Annotated in this window: 28 protein-coding genes and 1 riboswitch; of the genes, 3 read left to right on the top strand and 25 right to left on the bottom strand. The window is 47.3% G+C overall.

Translation table 11 applies throughout. The annotated features are described in order from the left end of the window. Position 1 precedes the first annotated feature (1 nt). Positions 2 to 1,522, bottom strand: a complete 1,521-nt coding sequence (locus tag SFC66_RS08300; protein ID WP_411218230.1) for a RecQ family ATP-dependent DNA helicase — start codon at positions 1,520 to 1,522, stop codon at positions 2 to 4. Then, positions 1,519 to 2,523 (bottom strand): YpbB family protein, encoded by a 1,005-nt coding sequence (locus tag SFC66_RS08295; RefSeq protein ID WP_411218229.1) that lies wholly within the window; start codon positions 2,521 to 2,523, stop codon positions 1,519 to 1,521. The genes SFC66_RS08300 and SFC66_RS08295 overlap by 4 nt, the downstream gene beginning before the upstream one ends. A gap of 104 nt (positions 2,524 to 2,627) precedes the next feature. Here SFC66_RS08295 and SFC66_RS08290 point away from each other — a divergent pair, with 104 nt between their 5' ends. Continuing rightward, positions 2,628 to 2,876: a ferredoxin gene (locus SFC66_RS08290; protein ID WP_411218228.1), complete on the top strand. Its 249-nt coding sequence runs from the start codon at positions 2,628 to 2,630 to the stop codon at positions 2,874 to 2,876. Positions 2,877 to 2,891: 15 nt separating this feature from the next. Here SFC66_RS08290 and SFC66_RS08285 read toward each other — a convergent pair whose 3' ends face one another. The 14 genes from SFC66_RS08285 to SFC66_RS08220 form a co-directional block, all read right to left on the bottom strand. After that, positions 2,892 to 3,422 (bottom strand): ECF transporter S component, encoded by a 531-nt coding sequence (locus tag SFC66_RS08285; protein ID WP_411218227.1) that lies wholly within the window; start codon positions 3,420 to 3,422, stop codon positions 2,892 to 2,894. Beyond that, complete coding sequence (locus SFC66_RS08280; RefSeq protein WP_411218226.1) at positions 3,422 to 3,838, bottom strand: DUF4430 domain-containing protein; 417 nt, start codon at positions 3,836 to 3,838, stop codon at positions 3,422 to 3,424. Before SFC66_RS08280 ends, SFC66_RS08285 begins: the two co-directional genes overlap by 1 nt. Before the next feature lie 74 nt (positions 3,839 to 3,912). Beyond that, positions 3,913 to 4,091, bottom strand: a riboswitch (cobalamin riboswitch). 15 nt (positions 4,092 to 4,106) lie between these two features. Further along, on the bottom strand, positions 4,107 to 5,870 hold the full coding sequence (locus tag SFC66_RS08275) for an ATP-binding protein (RefSeq protein ID WP_411218225.1): 1,764 nt from the start codon (positions 5,868 to 5,870) through the stop codon (positions 4,107 to 4,109). Then, positions 5,870 to 6,586 (bottom strand): response regulator transcription factor, encoded by a 717-nt coding sequence (locus SFC66_RS08270; RefSeq protein ID WP_411218224.1) that lies wholly within the window; start codon positions 6,584 to 6,586, stop codon positions 5,870 to 5,872. The genes SFC66_RS08275 and SFC66_RS08270 overlap by 1 nt, the downstream gene beginning before the upstream one ends. 25 nt (positions 6,587 to 6,611) lie before the next feature. Further along, positions 6,612 to 7,772: a c-type cytochrome biogenesis protein CcsB gene (ccsB, locus tag SFC66_RS08265; protein ID WP_411218223.1), complete on the bottom strand. Its 1,161-nt coding sequence runs from the start codon at positions 7,770 to 7,772 to the stop codon at positions 6,612 to 6,614. Beyond that, entirely contained in the window at positions 7,772 to 9,319 is a 1,548-nt protein-coding gene (resB, locus tag SFC66_RS08260; protein ID WP_411218222.1) for a cytochrome c biogenesis protein ResB, read from the bottom strand. Before resB ends, ccsB begins: the two co-directional genes overlap by 1 nt. 17 nt (positions 9,320 to 9,336) lie before the next feature. Further along, positions 9,337 to 9,870, bottom strand: coding sequence for a thiol-disulfide oxidoreductase ResA (gene resA, locus SFC66_RS08255; RefSeq protein WP_411218221.1), 534 nt, complete (start codon positions 9,868 to 9,870; stop codon positions 9,337 to 9,339). Between the two features lie 55 nt (positions 9,871 to 9,925). Further along, the gene (locus tag SFC66_RS08250) at positions 9,926 to 10,666 is read right to left on the bottom strand and encodes a pseudouridine synthase (RefSeq protein ID WP_411218220.1); all 741 of its coding nucleotides are present in this window, start codon (positions 10,664 to 10,666) and stop codon (positions 9,926 to 9,928) included. A gap of 61 nt (positions 10,667 to 10,727) precedes the next feature. Then, the gene (locus SFC66_RS08245; RefSeq protein ID WP_411218219.1) at positions 10,728 to 11,261 is read right to left on the bottom strand and encodes a spore maturation protein; all 534 of its coding nucleotides are present in this window, start codon (positions 11,259 to 11,261) and stop codon (positions 10,728 to 10,730) included. Continuing rightward, positions 11,258 to 11,851, bottom strand: a complete 594-nt coding sequence (locus tag SFC66_RS08240; protein ID WP_411218218.1) for a nucleoside recognition domain-containing protein — start codon at positions 11,849 to 11,851, stop codon at positions 11,258 to 11,260. Before SFC66_RS08240 ends, SFC66_RS08245 begins: the two co-directional genes overlap by 4 nt. Then, entirely contained in the window at positions 11,845 to 12,879 is a 1,035-nt protein-coding gene (locus SFC66_RS08235) for a D-alanyl-D-alanine carboxypeptidase family protein (protein ID WP_411218716.1), read from the bottom strand. The genes SFC66_RS08240 and SFC66_RS08235 overlap by 7 nt, the downstream gene beginning before the upstream one ends. A 120-nt stretch (positions 12,880 to 12,999) precedes the next feature. Continuing rightward, the gene (locus SFC66_RS08230; protein ID WP_411218217.1) at positions 13,000 to 13,854 is read right to left on the bottom strand and encodes a superoxide dismutase; all 855 of its coding nucleotides are present in this window, start codon (positions 13,852 to 13,854) and stop codon (positions 13,000 to 13,002) included. A 45-nt stretch (positions 13,855 to 13,899) separates the two neighbouring features. Next, positions 13,900 to 14,475 (bottom strand): SMC-Scp complex subunit ScpB, encoded by a 576-nt coding sequence (scpB, locus tag SFC66_RS08225; protein ID WP_411218216.1) that lies wholly within the window; start codon positions 14,473 to 14,475, stop codon positions 13,900 to 13,902. Further along, the gene (locus SFC66_RS08220; RefSeq protein WP_411218215.1) at positions 14,456 to 15,208 is read right to left on the bottom strand and encodes a segregation/condensation protein A; all 753 of its coding nucleotides are present in this window, start codon (positions 15,206 to 15,208) and stop codon (positions 14,456 to 14,458) included. Before SFC66_RS08220 ends, scpB begins: the two co-directional genes overlap by 20 nt. 138 nt (positions 15,209 to 15,346) lie before the next feature. Between SFC66_RS08220 and SFC66_RS08215 the strand changes: the two genes are divergently transcribed. Further along, on the top strand, positions 15,347 to 15,427 hold the full coding sequence (locus SFC66_RS08215) for a YjcZ family sporulation protein (RefSeq protein ID WP_038561009.1): 81 nt from the start codon (positions 15,347 to 15,349) through the stop codon (positions 15,425 to 15,427). 49 nt (positions 15,428 to 15,476) lie between these two features. Here the strand turns inward: SFC66_RS08215 and SFC66_RS08210 are convergent, their stop codons facing one another. Then, entirely contained in the window at positions 15,477 to 15,830 is a 354-nt protein-coding gene (locus SFC66_RS08210) for a GNAT family N-acetyltransferase (RefSeq protein WP_411218214.1), read from the bottom strand. A 354-nt stretch (positions 15,831 to 16,184) separates the two neighbouring features. On the opposite strand from SFC66_RS08210, the gene SFC66_RS08205 reads away from it, so the two are divergent. Then, positions 16,185 to 16,625: a peptidylprolyl isomerase gene (locus SFC66_RS08205; protein WP_411218213.1), complete on the top strand. Its 441-nt coding sequence runs from the start codon at positions 16,185 to 16,187 to the stop codon at positions 16,623 to 16,625. Between the two features lie 38 nt (positions 16,626 to 16,663). Here the strand turns inward: SFC66_RS08205 and lysA are convergent, their stop codons facing one another. The 8 genes from lysA to SFC66_RS08165 form a co-directional block, all read right to left on the bottom strand. Next, positions 16,664 to 17,962, bottom strand: coding sequence for a diaminopimelate decarboxylase (lysA, locus tag SFC66_RS08200; protein ID WP_411218212.1), 1,299 nt, complete (start codon positions 17,960 to 17,962; stop codon positions 16,664 to 16,666). Positions 17,963 to 18,122: 160 nt separating this feature from the next. Beyond that, entirely contained in the window at positions 18,123 to 19,598 is a 1,476-nt protein-coding gene (locus tag SFC66_RS08195) for a spore germination protein (protein ID WP_411218211.1), read from the bottom strand. Then, positions 19,591 to 20,154, bottom strand: coding sequence for a stage V sporulation protein SpoVABEA (gene spoVAEA, locus SFC66_RS08190; protein WP_411218210.1), 564 nt, complete (start codon positions 20,152 to 20,154; stop codon positions 19,591 to 19,593). The genes SFC66_RS08195 and spoVAEA overlap by 8 nt, the downstream gene beginning before the upstream one ends. Positions 20,155 to 20,161: 7 nt before the next feature. Continuing rightward, on the bottom strand, positions 20,162 to 20,512 hold the full coding sequence (spoVAE, locus tag SFC66_RS08185) for a stage V sporulation protein AE (protein WP_411218209.1): 351 nt from the start codon (positions 20,510 to 20,512) through the stop codon (positions 20,162 to 20,164). Positions 20,513 to 20,514: 2 nt separating this feature from the next. Beyond that, positions 20,515 to 21,525 (bottom strand): stage V sporulation protein AD, encoded by a 1,011-nt coding sequence (gene spoVAD, locus SFC66_RS08180; protein WP_411218208.1) that lies wholly within the window; start codon positions 21,523 to 21,525, stop codon positions 20,515 to 20,517. Positions 21,526 to 21,529: 4 nt separating this feature from the next. Continuing rightward, positions 21,530 to 21,991 carry a stage V sporulation protein AC gene (gene spoVAC, locus SFC66_RS08175; protein WP_411218207.1) on the bottom strand — a complete coding sequence of 154 codons (462 nt, stop codon included), beginning with the start codon at positions 21,989 to 21,991 and terminating at the stop codon, positions 21,530 to 21,532. 17 nt (positions 21,992 to 22,008) lie between these two features. Further along, a complete protein-coding gene (locus SFC66_RS08170; protein ID WP_411218206.1) occupies positions 22,009 to 22,425 on the bottom strand; it encodes a stage V sporulation protein AB in 417 nt (138 codons plus the stop codon). After that, entirely contained in the window at positions 22,406 to 23,029 is a 624-nt protein-coding gene (locus SFC66_RS08165; RefSeq protein ID WP_411218205.1) for a stage V sporulation protein AA, read from the bottom strand. Before SFC66_RS08165 ends, SFC66_RS08170 begins: the two co-directional genes overlap by 20 nt. Positions 23,030 to 23,048 lie beyond the last annotated feature (19 nt).

Below are 23,048 nucleotides of genomic sequence, written 5' to 3'. Positions count from 1 at the left end.
TTCACTGATACAGGAGATGCTGCAGTTGTTCGCGCCAGCCTGTACGGTTAGGCTGTGTTTTGGCGGAGCTTGCCTGCCAGTCGGTAAGGGTATCACCGCAATTATCACAGCAACGCCCCTTCGCTTGGCTGACTTCATGTTGAAAGTCGGCAAAAAGCGCCTGCCGCCTGCATGTCCCGGTATATACCCATTCTTTCATGCGCTGCAGCTGCACAAGCTTATGCTTTCTCCTGCCTTCCACAAATTTCTCTATGCTGTCCAGGAAATCCTTCCAAGCTTTTGCCCCGTATTGCAGATGATTTCCCTTAACTATATCATGTTTCTCCATTTGGTAGAGTAAAAATCGCCATTGTGTCTCACTAATCGGGATGTGCTGGATCAGCAGCTCATATGCTGGCAATTCTGTATGCCCTGCCTTCACCCGCTGATAAAGAAAACGCAGCAACTGCTGGATGGAGACTTTTTCAGGAAGATCCTGCTCGATCAAATGTACGGGAATCTGCCAATCACCCGGGCTATAGAGAACCACGCTCACACTTTCTCCGCCATCCCTTCCAGCTCTGCCGACTTCCTGGATGAACGATTCCTTGTCACTTGGCAGATGGTAGTGAATGATCAGACGGACATCTTCTTTATCGACGCCCATGCCAAAAGCGCTCGTACAGCAAATGACCTGCAGCTGTCCGGCTAGGAATTGCTGCTGGATCAAGATCCTGTCTTCATTTTCCATGCCGCCATGATAATAGGCACAAGCTAACTCTGGTAAGTTTGCCCGGATGATCGCGGCTGTACTCTCTGCCATCGTGCGGCTGGAAAAATAGATGATTGCAGGCTCCTGTATTTTTTTGAGCAAAGCAAGCATCGTTTCATTTTTCTCTTGCTGATCTTGAACTTCTCGGACAAAATAAGCAATGTTTTCCCGGTCCATCGGATAAATATGTTCATCCATTTCCAAATCACCAAGCAGATGTTGAATATCAGCTTGCACTTCAGGGGTTGCCGTTCCGGTCAGCGCCAGCACCGGAGGATTGTCAAGAGTTCGGATCACTTCTGCCAAACGCAGATAATCAGTCCGGAATTCCTGTCCCCATTGGGAAATGCAATGGGCTTCATCAACGACGAATAGCTGGATATGCAGCTGCTGCAGACGCTGGATGACAAATTCATTCTGCAGCATTTCGGGTGATACATACAGCAGGTCGTAGTGCTGCAGTTTTCTAAGTATCTGCTGCTTCTCTTCAAAACCAAGAAAACTATTGAGCGCAGCCACCCGCTTGAAACCTCTTGCCCGCAGCTGCTTCACTTGATCCTCCATCAATGACAGCAGCGGGGAAACGACGATGACTTGTCCTCCCCGCATGAAAGCAGGCAGCTGGTAGCAAACCGACTTGCCTGTGCCGGTAGGCAACACACCAAGCGTATGGCGGTTTTGCATGACACTTTCCAGGATTTCTTCTTGCCCCGTCCGGAATCGTTCATACCCGTAAAACCTTTGTAAACCCTGCTGCAGTGCTGTGCTCATGCTTTCACCCCTTGCTTTTTCCGCAGTGCAAGTGCCAATCTGATTTGGAAATAGTCGTATTTACCTTCCAATAAGGCATGTATCTGCTTCAGTTTATTTGTGTCTGCCTTAGCTGCACATTCCAAGATGATATTGCAATCTGTAGCAGACAAAAACCTGCTGGCCAGTTTTTCGCCATCCAGCCATGTCATTTCCACAATGTGATCCTTGATGGTGTTCTCCGTCAATCCCCTGACTGCGGCAATTTGATCCAATGTCAATCCACGTTCGAGCATCATGCGTGTCTTCTGGGCGGTAGACGTAATCGAGCTTGTCTGCTGCTCTTGCTTGTTCATCAGTGCAGCCAGGTGCGGAAAAGCTGCCGCTTCACTCTCCGTATGATGAAGGAGATGGTGGACAGTCGATGTCTGATACAACAGGATGTCGGTTTCGTGCACCTTGTATTTACTCGCAAGCTGCCCGGTCGTCAAACCTATATGTTGGTAGCCGGTAAGCCGGTCGACGAATATATCAGCCTGAAAGTCCGGCAATCGTCCCAGGAGACTCGCTAATTCTGAGTGGATACCTGTACGCCAGTCATTTATCCGATGCTGTTCCTGACGATACCATTGCTTTATCCAATGCTGGACAGCCGGGCTGTCTGTCACGGGGATATAATGCTTTTCCTCCCTGGCATCATTGGAAAGAAGCTGGATCAAAAGCAGCAGGCGATGCAGGAATGACTCTGTTTGCATTTGATACTGCATGCCTTTGAAATATGGCAATCGGTCTCTTTCCGGCTCTTTCGATTGCCCATCTTGCAGGATGTTCTCTACAACTTGGTCGAAAAGCTGCCTGGGCAGTTTAGGATAAATGCCGAACAAATGCGTAAGACCATACATGTGAGCATCCTGCAATGTTTGGGCAGAACGCTTGCCTTGCAGCAAATGGTAAATGGATGCCGCACTCCGTTCCCTGCGAATCGGCCGGGCGGCATGGATGATGATGGATGCCAAGAGCATGCTGATCAAACCTTTCTGTTTGCTTGTATTCCGTTTCGGTACGCGATACACTTAGTATAAAGCATATAGTAGCTTTGTTGGAAGCAGAAGGAGGAAAAGCGCAGATGGCAATGTATACATATGTCGATCAGGATACATGCATTGCTTGCGGTACATGCGGAGCTGTCGCGCCGGACGTATACGAATATGACGATGAAGGACTGGCATTTGTCCTGCTTGACCGCAATACAGGCACCTTCTCCGTTCCGGAGGAATTGCAGGAGGATGTAACAGAGGCTTATGAAAGCTGTCCGACAGAATCGATCAAGCTCAGTGATCTGGTGATCGGAAAAGAAGCATTGTCTCATATATGAAGAACCACTTCCCAATCAAACGGAAGTGGTTCTTTTCCTTTCGGCAGGAATCCATTTTTCGAATAACCTGCTGAGTACCGGGTACAAAATGAAAAAGAAAATGCCATTGCCGATCGCATGCAGGGTATCAAAGCTCAAGCCAGCAATATAATAGGCCAGGAAATGCTCCATGATGAATACATTCGGCACAGATATCAAAAATCCATACAAATAGCCTGTCAGAATGCTGGCAATCGTCATGGGTATGAGCGGAGGCCTTTTCCAAAGCTTGCCCAGGAAACCGAATGAAAAGCCGATCAGTCCCCAAGCAAGCATCTGCCACACAGTCCATATCCCCATTCCCAAAAGCATATTCGACAGCAGTGTCGACAACACAGCAATGATGATGCCGGCAATCGGTCCCAGTAACAGGGAACAAATGATGATCACACTCGTCATTGGCTGCATATTCGGCAGGAAGGGAAACAGTACATTTGCATAAATCCTTCCCACTGCTGCAAGTGCTGTGAGCATGGCCAATAGTGTCAGTTTACGAGTGGAAAACATTAAGATGCTTGCAAGTTGAAAGCAACATCATCTCCATCGGACAGTTCCAAATCAGCTGCTCCAACCTGTGCCATTTCCCCGTTGACAGTATAAAGCCAATATTTGTTATTCTCTTTATCCTGACTGTGGCCGTCGATGGATGTGATCATACCTGCATCATCTTCCACTTCGAAGTTCTCCTTCATGACATCCATCAAGCTGTCATCTTCTTTGAAGCTGATTTCCTTGGAGGAAATCTCCTTGCCATCCTCCGACAGCGTGACAGTGATTTGCTGCTCGGTTTGCTGCTCGGTTTGCTGCTCGGTTTGCTGCTCGGTTTGCTGATTTTGCTGCTGTGACTCTTCTGTCGTACCACAGCCTGCAAGTATACCCGCTGCCAGCAGCAGAGCTGATAAGATATGTAATGCTTTCTTCATAAAAAAATCCTCCCTTTTTGTAAAGGAAAGAGCATCAGAAGCTGCCGCTTCACCCGCTCAGTCCTCGAAGCGGTGAAACATAAGCACACAGGGCAGGTCTGCTGACTGATACCTTCATCTACTAAGAACCCTTCCCATCCAAAACGGACAGTGGTTTCGTTCTGTTCGGCGGTAATCACAGCTGCGAGGACAGTCACGGAGTCACACCGCATTCCCTATCAAGTCGATCGACACCTCATGTGCTTTGAATCCAGCTTATTTTATCATATTATGTCGGATTTGTATCCTGCGGCAGAAGAATGATGAAGGTTGTCCCTTCATGGAGCTTGCTCGTCACTTTGATTGATCCGTTATGGGCTTTGACAATGTTCTTGGCGATAGCCAACCCCAGGCCATTCCCAGTTCTCGCCGTCTTTCTTGTCCTGGATTTATCCGCTTTGTAAAAGCGTTCAAAGACAAAAGGCAAATCTTCTTCCGGTATTCCGCTACCTGAATCTTTGACGCGCATGACGAGTTGTCCTTTCTCGTCTGATACAAGCACCTGGACTGCTCCTGTGTTTTCGGTATGCGTGATGGCATTATCGATCAAGTTGGTCAGCACTTGCTCCATGCTATCAGGAGCGAAATGATATGTGCTTTTCTCGACTGCATTGACAAGTCCAAGCTTTATGTCACGTTCATCCGCCAACCTTTGGAACTTCCGCACGATACGCTCGAGGAATGGATTGATTTCCACCTCTTCCATGACCAAATTCGTATCGCCTGCTTCCATGCGGGCAAGATCGAGCAGCTGATTGACTAATCTGCCGATTCGCAAGGACTCATCATGGATGATCTGGGCAAGTTCGTTCTTCGCCTCGACAGTATCGGCGATATCATCGATGATGGCTTCACTATAGCCTTGCAGCAAGGAAATAGGTGTACGCAATTCATGTGTGATATTGGTGATGAAATCCTCGCGCAGTTTATTGAGCCTGCGTTCTTGTGTCATATCCCTGACGACGGCTACCGCACCGCGAATGGTAGCATCATCGTACAGCGGCGTGGCAATGATCACCCATTCCCGGCCTTGAATCGTTACTTCACGCGTAACTTCCGAAGCAGTCGCAACGACATTTTCCATGATTTCCAGCCAAACGCCAGGCACCTCATGGAAGGTTTCGCCGTTTTCGAACTGCCAATCATGGATGAATGCTTCAGCCGGAGGATTCGTCACTGTCAATTCGCCTTGGCGGTTGATCATGACTACGCCGTCGACCATTGCATTAACCACCCGGGAGAGATGCTCTTTTTCCTGACTAAGTGCATTTATATTGAATTCCAGCTGTTTTCCCATCTTATTGAAAGCAGTAGCCAGCATTCCGATCTCGTCATGTGTGACGACAGGTACTTTTGTGCCGAATTCACCGCGTGCAACATTCAGTGCCGCATCATGCATCTTGATCAGCGGCTTGGTTATCCTCGATGACAGGAAGAAAGCGAAGACTGTCGTCAATATAAAGGCTATTCCAGCACCCAACAGGATGATCTGCGTCGTCTGATTGCCAGTTTCCTTCACGACAGAAAGCGATTGATATACATAGACCGCACCGGAGCCATCTTGGAGCGGTGTGCCGACAACGATCACACTTTGGTCAGAATCGGGCAGTATCAGCTGTTTGGAAACATCCTTCTCTTCCGTGACAGCTCTTTTGAGTTCTGTATCCCCAAGGAACCATTGCTTGTCCACCGCGGGAAGCGGTGCAGACTCGTCATCTGCAGCAGTTAGCCATAACTCGTCGTCTTGCAAGATCGCTATGCGCGAATTCGGATCTTGGACGCGTTCTGCTGTATCATAAACCGTACTGGTATCATCGATTTCTTCCATCAGAATGGAAACCTTCGATGCTGTCTGCATCAAGCTTTCTTCTGCTTCTTCAATATGGAAGTTCCCAAAGAATTCCAGCAGTAAAAATGTCAGCAAACCAAGGACGACGGACACCAGAACGAGGATGGTCAGCCATAGCTTGTTGACAACACCACCCCAGAGCATCAGCTTTTATCCGCTTCGAATTTGTAACCGACGCCCCAGACGGTCACAATCATGCTAGCTGCTTCTTCCGATACTTTGCTCAGTTTTTCACGTAATCTTTTCACATGCGTATCCACTGTACGCAGATCACCGAAGAATTCATATTTCCACACTTGTTTCAATAATTCTTCCCGTCCATATACTTTATCCGGTGTCGAAGCAAGGAAATGAAGCAGTTCATATTCCTTCGGCGTCAATGTCACATCCTGATTATCCGCTGTCACGCGATGGGCATCTTTATCGATGGTCAGATGCGAGAATACAAGCAGATCTTTCGATTTTGCATCAGTATGCAAATACTTGGTCGTCGACGAACGGCGCAATAGCGCTTTGACCCGCAGAACGACTTCACGCGGGCTGAATGGTTTCACGATATAATCATCTGCACCCACTTCAAAGCCTTCCACACGATCGGCTTCTTCCCCTTTGGCTGTCAGCATGATGATCGGTGTGCCTTTTTCCTTGCGTATCTCCTGGCAAACCTCGATACCATCCTTGCCAGGCATCATGACATCCAGCAAAATGACATCATAATCAGTCTCGGATGCCATTTGAAGGCCTTGTTCTCCGTCGGCAGCTTCATCGAGTGTGTAGCCTTCTTTCTCCAAATACATACGCACGAGTCGGCGGATTCTGTCTTCATCATCAACTACAAGAATATGAGCTTCTGTTTCCATGATCCTTCCCCTTTTCTCTTTTAAGTTAAGCATACGCGTGTAATCCCACGATAAGCAAGTTTACTGCCAGCAAATTGAACATGATCACACAAAATCCGATGATGGCCAGCCACGCAGATCGAATACCTTGCCAGCCTTTCAGCATTCGGATATGCAGATAAGCAGCATAGAAAAGCCAGGTGACAAGTGCCCACACTTCCTTCGGGTCCCAGCCCCAAAAACGATCCCAAGCCTGCTGGGCCCATATCATGGCAAAAATCAATGCTCCCAGTGTGAAAATTGGAAAACCGATGGCCACCGACCGATAGCCGATATCATCCAGCACATCCTTCGGTAATTTGCGCACCAATGGCTGCAATGCTGCTCCTATCCTTTTCTTTGTGAATAATCGCACGAGTAGATAAAGTACGACGCCGGAAAGTAAGGCCAATATGACCGTATTGAGTTTTTGGGCTGCATTTTCACCCCGGAGCCAGTCTGGTACCGTGAACTGAATCGGAAATGACGATGTTACAGCACCGCTTGGAATGAAAACGGGCGGAAGTTGATAGATCGTTCTCGTTCCTGCTGCTGACAATATTTCAGCGCTGTAACCGAACAACCTGAATAGAAAAGCCATTAGTACGTAACCTGCGACCGATAGGATAAGTACAAGGAAACCTTCGATCAGCCATGCTCTCTTAGGCTGTAGTTTCTGGTCGGTTTCATGCAGGATATACAGGAAACCTGCAAAAAAACTCACAGCCAGCACAGCTTCGCCAAGCGCAGCGGTCGTCACGTGAATGTACAGCCAATGGCTTTGCAGCGAAGGTACCAGCGGTGCGACTTCGCGCGGAAACATGGCGGCACAGCCGATGATCAAAATACTGATCATCAATGCCAAAACCGCTAAAAGCGGATACCGATGAAATCGATATAAAATCAGCAGCACCAAAATGAGCATCATGCCAAAGAAGGTCATGAATTCGAATAGATTGCTCACGGGAGCATGGCCACTATACACCCAGCGGAGGATGAAAAAACATAGTTGTGCAAGCCACCCGGCAGCGGTGACAAACCATGCGATTTGTTCCGGTTTGCGGTTTTGTTTTTTTACGGCAGACACAGAAAATAAAACAACCCCCACCAGATACGTGATAAAAGCAGCCTCCAGCAGATGACCGCTCAAGGCAGATAATTTCTCCATCAGCTGTTGCCTCCTTTTTCGCAGGTGTCCACTATACGATCTGCTTCCCTCACAAATGAGGACACATGTTTATTCGTATGTCCGGCAATCAAATAGGAGCCATCTGCTTGTTTATGAAGCCATATCCTGCGATGCTGCCAGTACAGGCCTTGGACAAGTCCAATCATGAAGATGAATCCGCCAGTCAGGAAAATCGGCAATGTGAGATCGCGTTTCACCGACAATCCGCTAACATTGTGTGTATCATAATCGACTGCCGCAACGCTGTATCGGTTTGCGTCAGTTTCGCTCACAACATCTTTCAGCGATACAAACAGTCTTTCCGAATCGCCGGATTGACTTGAGATTTGGAAAACGAAAGCTGGATTACGGGGATATTTAGACAGACTTATCACCGCATCCCCATCCATCTGATAATCGGGGTAGTAATCGATCAATTCCACTAGAAGTCCATTCTCAAGTTCATAACTGGTTTCAGGGTCGACTGTGTCGACGACAAAGTCAGCTGTTCTTCCACCATTTTCAGTTCGGAAGGTGAGACTGCTGAACTCGTTGAGCTGATAACCTGATTGATAGATTGTATATCCGTCTGCCCGGACAGGGTGATTCACCGAAACCTGCACTTGCTTGATCAGCTGCAAATCCGGCGTACTCCCGGCAATATGCCCGTCTGCCTCATAGACACTGATAGCTGTTGTAAAGCTTTTCGGGATGGTCCTGCCTTCTTGTGCGATCGCTTCTTCGAATTTCGGATCTTCCGTACTGTATGTATCGACTTGGAACCGTTCATTTTTGATGAATAAAGATTGGTTAGTCCCCGGCACGACAGCAGTCTCCCTGTCCCTGATCCACATGAACTCATCTTGATAGAAGAATGGGAACAAACGTAAAAATGCACCAAGCAAAACAAGCAGCAAACCTATATGATTGACATAAGGTCCCCATCTGGCAAATCTGTTTTTTTCCGCCAGATAATCCTGCCCGTCCTGACGAATATGATAGCGCTTGGCTCGTATCTCCTGCAGCAGAAGTTCCTGATCATCCATACTGCATATGCGTGTATACAGCTGACTCTTCAGAAAATGTTCCTTCCGTTTGACAGGCTGCTTTCGCAATGCTCGGTACAAAGGGAAAAAGCGATCGATGCTTGCTATCAGGATGCTTGCTCCAAGCAAGCCTAGCAATGTGATATACCACCAAGTGCTGTACAGTTGATCAAGACCCAAACGATGATAAAATTCGCCGAAAGCACCATATTCCGATGCATAGAATTCGCTCGGGATACTTCCGGGAGGTATGTACGACCGCTGCGGCAGAATCGTTCCGACTGCAGTTGAAAGCAGTGTAACCAGCAGGATGTACATACCGTTTCGCACAGATGCGAAAAAGCGCCACATCTTATCTATCAAATTCCGACTGCTGCGCTGTGAGCGACGGACTGTCCCTTCATAGCGCATATCCAAATCCGCTATCATGACTTGTCCACAGCTTGGGCACTTCGGGTAAGAGGTATCGTTTTCCTTTTTGCAAAAAGGACATTGCTGCATATTCATCGCCTCTTTTCTCAAGGCACTATCTCATCCAGGTAATCTTCCAGTCGCTCCGTCTCTAGCGGACCATGAACAGTCCGGCTGATCGTGCCATCTGACTTTACGAAAAAAGTTGCCGGAAGGGCGTCTACTCCGTATGCTTCCATCACTTGTCCATTATCCTGCATGATCGGAAATGACAGGTTGTAGCGCTCTTGGAAACGCTGTATCGATAGCGTGCTGTTATCGGCACTGACAGCGGCAAGTATGACATCTTTGTTTTCATATGTATGTGATGCTTTTTCGAATACGGGCATTTCCTGTTTGCAAGGCTCGCAATAAGTAGCCCAAAAATTGATGAGTACCCCTTTCCCCTTCTTATCGGAAAGTTTGAACTCCTCACCTGTCTGCATGTCGGTGAGCTGGAAATCAGGTGCTATATCGCCGGCTTCCACCTTTTCGGACTGCCCATCCTGCAGCAGCTGCCACCCCGCACTCAGTACAAGGACTGCCAGTATGATAAGAACGGTCAAGCGGATGATGAAACGACGTTTACTAGTGGCTGTCATCTTACTCACCTCTTTGCCAAGTATAGCATGTCATCCGCTAGCCAATTTTGACAAATTATTTACGTTTTTCTTTATATTCCTGTTTGAAACGATGCACTTCCTCCGGTGTAAGCTTCCGGTGCGCACCTGGCTGCAGTCCTTCGAGTGTAAGGAATCCATAACGTTCACGTTTGAGTTTTTGGACAGGGAATTGGATTTTTTCCATCATCTTCCTAACCTGACGATTGCGTCCCTCATGCAAGATGATTTGGACAAGACTAGTATTTTTCTTTCGGTCGGCACTCATCAGCTTCGCATACACAGCTTTGCATTTCTGACCATCGATCATGATGCCACGTTTCAATTGTTTCAGTTCATCCGGAGTCGGGATGCCTTTTACTTTTGCCACATAAACCTTATCTATTTTTTGACTTGGGTGCATGAGCATATTGGCAAATTCCCCATCATTCGTCAAAAGCAGCAAACCTGATGTATCATAATCAAGACGGCCGATCGGATAGACTCTTTCCATCACTTCGGGCATAAGATCCAAAACCACTTTTCGGTCCTTTTCATCCTGGACGCTTGAGATGACGCCACGGGGCTTGTACAGCATATAATATACCGATTTTTCCTTCTGGAGCGGTATGCCATTCACTTCGACGGTATCTTTATCGGATACTTTGATGCCAAGTTCCTTTACGACTTTGCCGTTCACTTTGACTTTGCCTTCCAAAATCATCGTCTCAGCTTTCCTTCTTGATGTGATGCCGCTGTGGGCGATCACTTTCTGCAAACGTTCTTCTTGTTTATCCATGTGCTGATCCTCACTTTATCATCAGGAACAAAGAAAGAGCGTTAACGATTGTCAACGCTTCTCATGCTCCGAATATAATCGTTACTACAATGATTGAAGCCATTATACCAATAACATCAGCCATCAGTCCAACTTTTAATGCATCTCCCATCTTACGGATGCCGACTGCGCCGAAGTAAACAGTCAGTACATAAAATGTCGTATCCGTACTTCCTTGCAAGACAGATGCGAGCCTGCCAATGAAAGAATCAGGTCCGTGAGTCGCTATCAGCTCAGTTGTCATGCCAAGGGCAGCCGTTCCGCTGATTGGTCTGACAAGGGCTAGCGGAACGATGTCTGCCGGCATGCCGATCAACGTCAGAAACGGTGTGATCAAGCCGATGAGTGCATCCAGCGCACCGGATGCACGCAGAATCGATATCGAGACAAGCATCCCGAGCAAAAAAGGCAGAATCGATATCGCCAAACCGATACCTTCCTTGCCGCCATCGACGAACAGCTCATAAGTCGGCAGCCGCTTGGCTGTCGCGATCGCCAATACGACTAGGATGAGACATGGTATGATCCAAATGCTGGCCGTTGTGAGCAGACTCATACATGACGCCCCCTTCGCCTGCGGATTTCATAGAAAATCCGATCGATCAATATCGCCCCGATGAAAGATATGATGGAAGCGAGCAAGGTAGCGCCGACAATCTCGGTCGGTGAATGCGATTCGTACTTCATCCTGACGGCAAGCACTGTCGTCGGAATCAGTGTCAAGCTTGATGTATTGATGGCAAGGAAGGTGATCATCGAACGGCTGGCCCTGGGACTATTGCTGAGTTTTTTCATTTCCTCCATCGCTTTGATTCCCATTGGTGTCGCAGCATTGCCAAGCCCGAAAAAGTTGGCAGTCAAATTGGACAGGATATAACCCATGGCTGGATGTTCTTTCGGAATATCCGGGAACAATCTGGAGATGAAGGGTTTTGCCATTTTGACGAGCCCATTCAGCAAGCCGGCTGCTTCAGCTATTTTGGTTATGCCAAGCCAAAATACCATCACACTGATCAAGCTGATGGCAAGCACTACAGCATCATCGGCACTTTTGAAAATGGCTTTATTCACTTCTTCCATCGTTCCATTTATCATGGCGTAGATGATGCCACCTATTGCCATGACCGCCCAGATATAATTCACCATAAGCGAACACCTGCCAATTCATCAAAGACTTGCTTCGCTTTGCCTGCAAGTGTCGGTTCTTCAGGGAGCGTGTAGATGGGAACAGTGCCGATTCGCTTATCGTTCACATAATAAATATCTGCCCCGATCTGCTTGTTTCCAGCTTGTTTGGCTGCATCCAGCAAATATGTTTTCGTTTTAGCCTGCTGCTTTTCTTGTTTTGAAACAGGATATATGATCGAAGTGCCAGTCTCCGGTTGTCTCAGTTTGGTGAGCTTATACTCTTCAAAGCCCCATTCAAACAAATTCCTGTGATCCTGCCAATCATCCGGGTCGTCGATGGTGACCACGACCAGCTCCATGCCATCTTTCTCCGCTGTACTCACAAGTGTCCTGCCTGCTTTTTTCGTATATCCGGTCTTCCCGCCGGTAGAATACTCATAATAACGCGTGAGCATCTTATTCTTATTTCCCCAGGCATATTTCTTGGAATCCGCCTTATATGTCTTTGCACCACTTATCTTTCGGAATGTATCATTTTTCATCGCATATTTCGTCAAAATCGCCATGTCATAAGCTGAGCTGTGATGTGTTTCGGTATCCAGGCCGTGCGGATTATCAAAGTGTGAATCCTGCATGCCAAGCCATGCTGCTTTCTCGTTCATCAAATGCGTGAAGCCTTCTTCACTGCCGCCGACATGTTCGGCAATGGCGACAGCTGCATCATTGCCAGACCGAAGCATCAAGCCGTATACCAAGTCTTTCAAAGGAAGCTTTTCGCCTTGCTCCAAGTAGATGGAAGATCCTTCCGTGTAGACAGCATTTTTGCTGACCGTGACCTCTTCATCCATTTTTCCTGATTCAACGGCGATGATGGCCGTCATTATTTTTGTGATACTGGCAATCCGCTTGGGATCTGATGCATTTTTTTCATAAAGGACCCTGCCGGTGGAAAGCTCCATCAAGATAGCAGCATCTGCTGACACATCGGGTCTGGCAGCCGCTTGTCCAGGCAGGAGCATCATACAAAGGAATAAGGCAGTCATCATCATCAGCATGCGCTTTACCATATTACGAACCTCCCTTGGTCATCTATTTACAGTGTATGCAAGGAAGACAAGCTTATGAACAAGGTAAAACCCCTATCCGACCGGATAGGGGTTGCTAACTTAGAATGGGGCCCAATTCACTTGTTTTGCCGTTTGGAATCTTTGTGTCACATTTGCCCAGTTGACGATGTTCCACCAATTATCGATATATTTCTTTTTCTCGGTCTTGTATTGCAGATAATAGGCATGTTCCCACATATCCAGCACAAGCAATGGAATCGTATCCAACAGGCTGAAAAATTGATGCTTCTCCAGCGTCTGGATCGCCAAATGATGCGACCTTGGTTCCCAAACCAAGATGACCCAGCCAACTCCTTCGACACTGTCGGCAGCTTTGGAGAACATGTCTTTGAATCTCGAGAAGGAGCCAAAATCCCTTCGGATTTGCTGAGCTAGCTGACCGGTCGGTTCCCCTCCGCCGTTTGGCGACATGTTATACCAAAAGATCGTATGAAGAAAATGTCCCGAACCATGAAAAGACTGTTCCCTTAAGTAATGCTTATAATCCGAACTTGTTTTATCTTCCCGATTTAAATAGAGCATTTCTTCTGCTTTATTCAATCCATCGACATAGGATCGATGGTGTTTTGTGTAATGCAGTTCCATGATCTCCCTGTTGATATAAGGCTCCAATGCATCAAATCGATAAGGTAGGGGCGGAAGTCGGTGCTGGCCCCACCTGACACTGTTTTGGCGGGCGGATTGCTCTGCCCTGGCCGCCACTCGCTCTGCATCCTGTCGCAGCTGCAGTACTGCTTCTTGTGCAATTGATTCCGAAGCTGATACTTGCTTTAAATTATGCTGCAGCTCACTTAGATCAGCTGACCAATCCTCTTGGCGGGAAGCAGCATATTCCTGCATCTTGGTGCTCCATTCCATCAATGCTTTCAGATATTCATGATTATCCAAGATCACTCACCTCGCATCAGCATATGTACCGAAGCATCCGTGGGAATCTTGTCACTCTGATTCAGCGGGAAAATCTTCAAAGAATAAATCAGCTGCGCCTTCAGGATCATCGGTACCTTCTGGCAAAGGAGGCAGATCATCCAAAGTGTGCAACCCGAAATATGCCAAGAAGGCAAGTGTCGTCACATAAAGGATCGGGCGTCCGATTCCCTCTTTCCGACCGCTTTCTTCGATGAAACCCCGTGCAACCAATGTCTGTATCGGTCTTTCACTTTTTACGCCTCGCACTTCTTCCACTTCGATTCTGGTGATCGGCTGTTTATAAGCTACGATTGCCAGCGTCTCCAGGGCAGCTTGCGACAGCTTGCCGCTTTGCGGTGATTCCAGGAGTTTACGATGGAAGACGGCATGCTCTGCCTTTGTGGTCAAATGATAAGCGCCCTTCATCTCCATGATGGATAATCCACGACTCGGCGAACTATAGCTTTCTTTCAATGCAGCGAGTTCTTTCTCGATCTCTTTTTCACCCAATTCAAGCGCATGCATGAGCTGTTTCTTTGTAAGCCCTTCATCACCTGCTGCAAACAGCAGCCCTTCCAAAATACTGTTATACGGTACTTCCATCATGCATCCCCATTTCAAATACGATCAGCTCATCAAAATGCTGTTTTTGTCTGCAGAAAATCTGCTGTTTCTTCATTAGTTCCAAAATGGCCATAAATGTGACCACGATATGCTGCTTTGTCCGTTCCGGGAAAAGATCGAAGAAATCGACCCCATCTTTCCGGTTGCTGACGGTTTGCAGCACTTCCCCCATCCGGTCTTCCAAAATGATTTCCGCCCGCTGGATTTTCGTATCGAGAGGCTGCGTCCACTCTCTTCTGCGAAAGACACGCTGCAGGGCGGCTACCATATCATAAACAGTGACTTCCCCAGGTTCCAGCGGTTTCAATTCCGGTTTATCGGGAAGTGGAGCAGGCGGTCTCGTATAAAGCTTGTCCGCGGACAACTCCTTCTCCTTAAGATCCTCGGCTGCTTCCTTGAACTTGCGGTATTCGATCAACCGATTCATCAGTTCGTCCCGAGGGTCTTCTTCATCCAGTGCTGCCTCTTCATCGAGTGCCGCTTGATTCGGCAAAAGCAGCTGGCTCTTCATGGCGAGCAAAGTCGCTGCCATCACCAGATACTCGCTGGCAATGTTCAGCTCCAGCTGCTGCATCGTATGTATATAGTTCATATATTGCTCGGTGATCACTGCCACCGGAATATCATAGATATCGATTTCGTATTGATTGATCAAATGCAGGAGCAGATCGAGCGGGCCTTCGAACCCATCCAGTTTCACGCTGTATCCTTGCATAAAAAATCTCCTCCTTCCGAAAAAAGTTCACGACCGCCCAACCCCATGCCCCATCCCTGTCATACCTTATACCGTAAGATAAATGTTCAGTAGACCTGCATTTATCTGAGTACTATCATACAAAGGAGGAATTTCACCATGGGTAGCTACGGCGGAGGATTTGCTTTGATCGTTGTGCTTTTCATTCTTCTAATCATCGTAGGTGCTGCTTGGCTGTAAGCCGGTAGCATAAAGAAAACCAGCCTTCAAAAGGAGGCTGGTTTTTATTTTAAGCTTCTGTTTCGCATTTCTCAAGGAAATTCTTCGTTTCATCTGTCGCCGTGACATGATGCATGGGTGCGTACATATTCCGCAGCTCGCAAACCATTTGTTTACCGATACCATTACCCCGGTGTGATGGGTCGACGGAAATATGCTGCACAATGGCTTTATCTTCATCGATTGCAACGCCTATCGCTCCAAGGATATCATCTTCTTCTTTCCAAAGAAACAAGTGCCAATTCGGGTTGTCATTGTACGCTTGAATCGTACCCTGTATTTTTTTCACATCTTTTACATTGGGCATGAAAGATAAAAGTCCCATCGCGATTTTTTCCATTGACTTCTTGTAACGTGTTAGCATAATAACCCCTCATTAAGAAAATAACCTTCTGAGCATGGACAGGAGAAAAAGGACACTCGCTCCCATCATGATCCAAAAAAGCACTTTCTCTTGTTTGTCACTATCCTGCAACTGTGTGTCAGCTCCTAGCTTACGTAGTCTTATTTAAAACCTATCTACGTTTTTTGTCAACTTTACTCTCTGCTTTTCATCCATATCATCGAAATCGGACCACAATAAGGAAATTCCTTGCTAGTTTCCCCTATATTTCATGTGTCATACGGCGCATGGGAGCAGAATATAGCGGGGAGAAGCTGTTATATGTTATTATCATCAAGGAGTACATACTCTTTTCAATTTTAGGAGGACAAAACAATGGCTAAAAAAGGATACATCTTAATGCTTGAAGGAGATAAAATCGAATTCGAACTTTACCCGGAGGAAGCACCTAACACAGTGGCGAACTTTGAAGAGCTCGCAAACTCCGGTTTTTATGACGGTGTTGTTTTCCACCGTGTCATCCCCGGTTTCGTAAGTCAAGGCGGCGACCCGACAGGTACTGGTATGGGCGGCAGCGGGAAAACGATCAAATGTGAAACAGAAGGCAACCCGCATAAGCATGAAGCAGGCAGCCTTTCCATGGCACATGCCGGTAAAGACACTGGTTCCAGCCAATTCTTCATCGTGCATGAGCCGCAGCCGCATTTGAACGGTGTTCATACTGTTTTCGGCAAAGTGACTTCCGGTCTTGAAACTGCTCGCAATATGAGAGCCGGAGATACTATGGAAACTGTAAAAGTTTTCGACGAAGAATAAGAAAAAATCCTGTATGCAGCTCGCATACAGGATTTTTTTCATTCGTAGGACAAATCCAGTCTTGTCAGTTCCTCTGCTTCTTCCCGCCGGACGACCAGTCGGTCCACTCCGTCCTCGACAAAGACAACTGCAGGTCTGCCAAATCGATTATAGTTATTGGCCATCGCATACCCATATGCACCCGTGCTGAACACTGCAAGCAAGTCCCCTGCTTCGACTTTCGGCAAATCGATATCCCAGATCAGCATATCACCAGATTCGCAGCATTTCCCCGCAATGGATACTGTTTCCAAAGGCTGTTCATCAGCACGATTGGCGATTTTTGCTTCATAGACAGCCTTGTAAAGTGCAGGACGAAGATTATCCGTCATGCCGCCATCGACCGCCACATACTTGCGCACTCCCGGAATTTCTTTGACAGAACCAATGGTATATAGCGTGACCGCCGCATTACCAACGATCGATCTGCCTGGCTCGATCCAAATCTCCGGCATGTCGATGTCCGCTTTATCAGCTTCAGCCCTGATTCGCTCCACCAGCGCATAAATATAATCCGATAACGGAAGCGGTTCATCATTTTCTGTATAGCGAATGCCGAATCCACCGCCTACATTCAAGACGGACGGAGCATAACCATGATCTGTCTGCCAGGATTTAATCAGTTCGAACAATCGGTCCACTGCCATCAAAAAGCCGTCGGTTTCGAATATCTGTGAGCCGATATGGCAGTGCAGCCCTTTCATCCTGATCACATCACTATCTTTCACTTTAAGGAATGCTTCTTCGGCCTGTCCGTTTGCAATGTCAAAACCAAACTTGGAATCTTCGTTTCCTGTCAGGATATAATCATGTGTATGTGCTTCGATACCTGGTGTGACCCGCAGCAGGACATCCATTTGTTTTCCTTGCTCTTTTAGTACAGCTTCCAATAATGCAATCTCATGGAAGTTATCGACAACCACACAGCCGATATCATGTTCCACTGCCATCGATAATTCTTCATAGCTTTTGTTATTGCCGTGCAAATGAATCTTATCCGTGGGAAAATCAGCTTTCAATGCGGTATACAGCTCACCTCGGGATACAACATCCAAGGAGAGCTTCTCCTGCTTTGCTACCTGCAGCATCGCAACGGACGAAAATGCCTTGCTGGCATAGGCGACTTGTGCATGGACTCCCAATGCCTCGAATGCTTCGACAAACGCCTTGGCATTTTGCCGGATGATTCCGACATCGTATACAAATAATGGTGTACCATATTTTTTAGCAAGTGTGACGGCATCGACACCGCCGATTTCCAAAATATGCTGATCATTTATTACAAAAGGATGCTGCATAATCAATACCTCCAAACAACGTCTTCATCAGATAAGCAATAACAAAAGCTCAACTTTTCCGCATAGGAAGAAGATGAGCTTTCGCTACAAACGTCACGCTACCCGAATTGTCATAAAAAATAGATAGAGTTAACGTACCATATTCTCATTTTTCTAGCAACTAAGAATTCGGCATCCTTGTTTTGTCCGGGGAGTTGGTGATGGACGGACGATATTTTGCCAAAGGCACAGGTGTCCGGAAAATGATTTCCAAAAGCGCTCTAAGATTAAATGGAATGAACGGCCACATATATGGTGTATTGAGTGATTTTGTACCCACCAGAAACAAGATGGCAAGCGTGATGCTTATCACAAAACCCGGAACTCCGAATATAGCTGTTGCTACCAGGAAAAGGATTCGTGTGATCTTATTGGAAACACTAAGCTCAAAACTAGGTGTCACAAACGATCCAACTGCAGAGATTGCCACATAGAGAATGACCTCGGGCGTGAATAACCCTACATTGATTGCGATTTCACCGATTAACACGGCTGCAATCAGACCCATTGCCGTCGATAACGGTGTCGGCGTATGAATTGCGGCCAATCGAAGGAACTCTATCCCGAGATCCGCTAACAGTATCTGGAGGAACAAAGGAATATGACCTCCGCCTTTGTTCGGTCCGATAAAATCGATCGCATCCGGCAGCAGTTCGGGATGAACTGTGACCATATACCAAAAAGGCAATAGAAACAATGATACAAATATACCCACCAGCCGGACCAAGCGTATGAACGTACCCGGCCCGGGTGACTCACGATATTCCTCGGCATGCTGCAAGTGGGAGAAATAGGTCGTCGGCGTGATGATGACACTGGGTGACGTATCGACAATGATCAGCACATGACCCTCAAAAAGGTGTATTGCACCAATATCAGGCCTTTCCGTATACCTGACGAGCGGAAATGGTCGATAACCTTGTTTGACGATGAATTCCTCCACCGATTTATCGGACATCGGCAACCCATCGATCTCGATTTCCTTTAATTCTTTTTTGATGAGCTTCACCAGATTGGGATCTGCAACATCCTCTATATACGCGATGCAAATATCCGTCTTCGATCTTTCCCCAACTTGCATCATCTCAAGTCGAAGGCGCTCATCACGGATCCTCCGGCGTGTCAGGGCCGTATTGATGATGATGTTCTCGGTGTAGCCATCTCGTGGACCGCGAATGACTTTCTCCGTATCTGGTTCTTCGGGCTGCCTGCCAGGATAAGATCTTGTATCGACAACAAAAGCAAAATCACAGCCATCGATGAAGACGACGATCAATCCTGATAGAAACTGATCCACACAATCATCGATGCTTTCCGTCCGTTTGACTTGCATGTGAACCAAGCGATTTTCAATGATCTCAGATACTTTATTCGTATTTCTCTCGTCATCATTGATACTCATCAATTTGGTGAGCACACGCTGAACAACTTCTGCATCCGCAAGTCCGGTCGTGTAGTAGATCTCCACTCGCTTTTTCAGGATGATCAGTGTACGGTGGCCTACATCAAAGGAAACGCCTACCCCGACACGTTCCTTCAAAAAATCGTTCACTTCATCGATTTTGGATGGTATCGGCATTTTTTGTTCATCAGCCATGGAAGCTTCCCTCCCTTTCAAGTATCATACGAAGTGCTCGTTCTGTGATTGGGGAGCCGATTTCAATCGCATCTTTGCCATGCATCTTTCCGATATCCCCGATAGCGATCACGAGAGGAAGATTGAGCTGATCCAGCAAATAGACTGTATCTCCGTTGATCCGGCCAATTTCCTCCGTAATGACCCCTTCTTTGTCCACACCATAAGGCTGCAGTTCACCGTCCTGGTCGATGGAGAAACTGACTCGGCTCCATTCCCGGTTTTGTGTATGTGCAGCTACGGCCAATGCACCTATCACATTGATTGCCGGATCGGCCGCTATCGATTGCAGCAGCCTTTCACCATTGCCGATGCCTGGTACGCCTCCATCATCCAGGAGTACATACACTGGTTCTGCGGCCGCCCCATGTATGGCATCCTTCATCACTTCTGCACTTACAGTCATCGGATTATCCGCCAGATAAGAAAGCGATGTACCACCGAGCTTTTCAGCTAGAAAATCAATCGTTCGCTTGGCATAAGCATCTCCATCGGTAATGAGAATCACTCGCTTCATGAAGCGCTCATCCCCTCGGTTTAAATATGACAGACACAAGGAAACCAAATAGTATTGCGGCTGCGATACCAGCCGATGTCAGCTGGAACATGCCGAGTGCAATGCCCCAGAATCCATGTCTATCTGCTTGTTCCAATGCTCCATGAAGCAAGCTATGGCCGAAACTGGTGATCGGGACAGTTGCACCGGCCCCGGCAAATCGTATCAGATTATCGTATAAATCGAATCCATCCAATACACAGCCAGCCACAACAAATGTACTCATAACATGGCCCGCATCCAATTTCGCAACATCCAGGAGCAGCTGACCCACAACACAAATCAATCCGCCAACGACGAATGCCCAGAAATAGTCCATGTTCATCCCTCCTCCCTTACGAGCACAACACTATGTGCAATGGCAGGTATCGACTCTTTCTGCCGAATCATGGTCGGGTTCATCAACGCACCAGTAGCGGTGACCAATATCCGGTTGTAAGTGCCTTTGCGCATTTCATCCAAAAGATGGCTGTAGGTCACGATGGCCGAACATGCAGTACCGCTTCCGCCGGCAAGCATTCCTTGGTCATTGTTATAAAGCAGATTGCCGCAATCTTTATGTACGGCATCGATATTGATTCCATCACTGCGCAGCATATCCTTCAGAATCGGTGAGCCGACACTCGATAAATCTCCTGTCACAATCAAATCATAATCTGCAGGAGTCCTGCCAAAATCGCTCAAATGACGCTTGATCGTGTCATAAGCAGCTGGAACCATCGCACTTCCCAAATCAAAGGCATTGGTTGCGCCGAAATCGACCACTTTACCAATCGTAGCTCCTTCGATACGGATCGGACTTTTGGTTTTACTGACCAATGCACAGCCTGCCCCTGTGGCAGTACTGGTTGCAGTAGCAGGTTTTTGGTTCCCATATTCCGTCGGGAAGCGGAATTGCCGCTCAGCAGTTGCGTTATGGCTGCAGACAGCTGTCAAGATGCGGTCGGCTGCTCCGGAATCGACCAGTTGGGAAGCTATCGCCAATGTTTCCATGCTGGTGGAGCAAGCTCCGAACATACCCAGATAAGACATATCCAGATCTCTTGCCGTATAATTGGCACTGACATTCTGGTTCAGCAGATCACCGGCGATGAACATGTCGATATCCTGCGGCTTTAGTCCGGCCTTTTCCAAAGTCACTTGCAAAGCATCTTGCAATAATCTTCTTTCAGCCATTTCCCAGTTGTCTTCCCCGCAATAAAGATCATCGTATGTCTTATCAAAGGAGCTCCCAAGCGGCCCTAGTGATTCTTTCGGTCCGACACTGGTTCCTGTTTCCTGTATATAAATCCGCTGATTCAATGTCCATGACTGCTTGCCCATTTTCACCATTTTTTCACCCTCCGATCAGCTGGCTGAAAACGTAACGGATGATCCCGACTATATAGGCCGATGTAACCCCGAATACGATGACACTGCCAGCAAGTTTAAACATATTGGACCCGACCCCAAGCACATAGCCTTCTGACTTATATTCCAAAGCAGCACTTGTCACCGCATTGGCAAATCCTGTAACCGGAACTGCAGAACCAGCACCCGCGAACTGCGCGATGCGATCATATACCCCGAACCCTGTCAGCAAAGAAGAAAGCAAGATCAATGTGGTTACAGTCGGCGTTCCAGCCTCTTGCTGCGTCATATCGAATATTTGCATATAAAACTTGGTCAGCAATTCCCCGATCAAGCAAATGAAACCACCTACCAAGAAGGCTTTCAAACAATTTTTGAAGTATGGCACTTTCGGATAATACGTTTTCGCTGTATTCGTGTAATTTTCTTTTTTAAACTTGGAATCCATGATGTCACCTCTTTGAATTAGTAGGAAAATAAAAGCCATTGGAACAATGACCCTGTGATTTTACCCAGTACGATTGCCATGAAAAACCAGATAAGACTTCCATCCAATCCTATGCGTCTGGTCAGGATCGGAAAGACATTCAGCACTTCCGTCAAGGCAGCAGCTAACATCCCGACGAAGATACCATGCAGGAGGCCCCATAGTATGATGATTAGTATCGGCGCATGGAAATGGAAGTAATGAAAAGACAGGATGGTACCAGCAAATGCGCCGGCTATTACCCCTGCTTCGTATGAAATGAGGAAACGCTGTGTTTTGCTTAGCTGGATGAGTCTCGGAATGATACCAAGCACGGTAAGGAAAGCAACGAACCCTGCCCCGGTAGCGAGCCCTGCACTCAGTCCGATGATCACTTCAGCTATGGCGATCCACATGCTGTTGTTCCAATTCATTTTCGTGATACGCGACGTACACATCCATATCGCGCTGGTAGTTATGCATCTCCACTTCCAAAGGGCTCGGTTCCTCATTCAGCCGTTTCTTGAACACATGGTTGAAGAAAAGGATCATCCCCACTCCAATACCGATGCTGTATGGGATTTGCAGCCATAGCGGGTGCAGGAGCCTCTCTCCCGTCACCAGAAAATGAATCTGCTGCTGTACCGGTTCCATCGCAACGTCAAAATGAAAATTCATGATCGTCATCGCTGACCCGATGAACAAAAGGAGCCAGATGATAATGACGAGCGGCCATGCAGTACGTTTGGTGCTGTGCTGGACAGAAACGATCGTCTGTTCTGCTCCCATCAGCTGGAGTTCATGTTCAGGGAACAGTTTCATCAGCTGCTGAAACACCGAGAAACAATCCAGCACGACGATATTGCTGTCTTTTTCGGTGATCCTGTAAATGACTGTGTCTAGCATTCGTTCCTTATAATCCCCTGCGTTCGCGATATGTGCTATGTCTTTCAGCTTGATCACGGACGCGGGGGATGTGGTTAGCTTCCGGATGAACCGGATATATACAATGTGCATCATACACCTCTCCTATGAAGAA

The organism is Terribacillus saccharophilus, assembly GCF_046592895.1.
GTDB lineage: Bacteria > Bacillota > Bacilli > Bacillales > Amphibacillaceae > Terribacillus > Terribacillus saccharophilus_D.
This window is presented reverse-complemented; position numbering and strand designations above follow the sequence as displayed.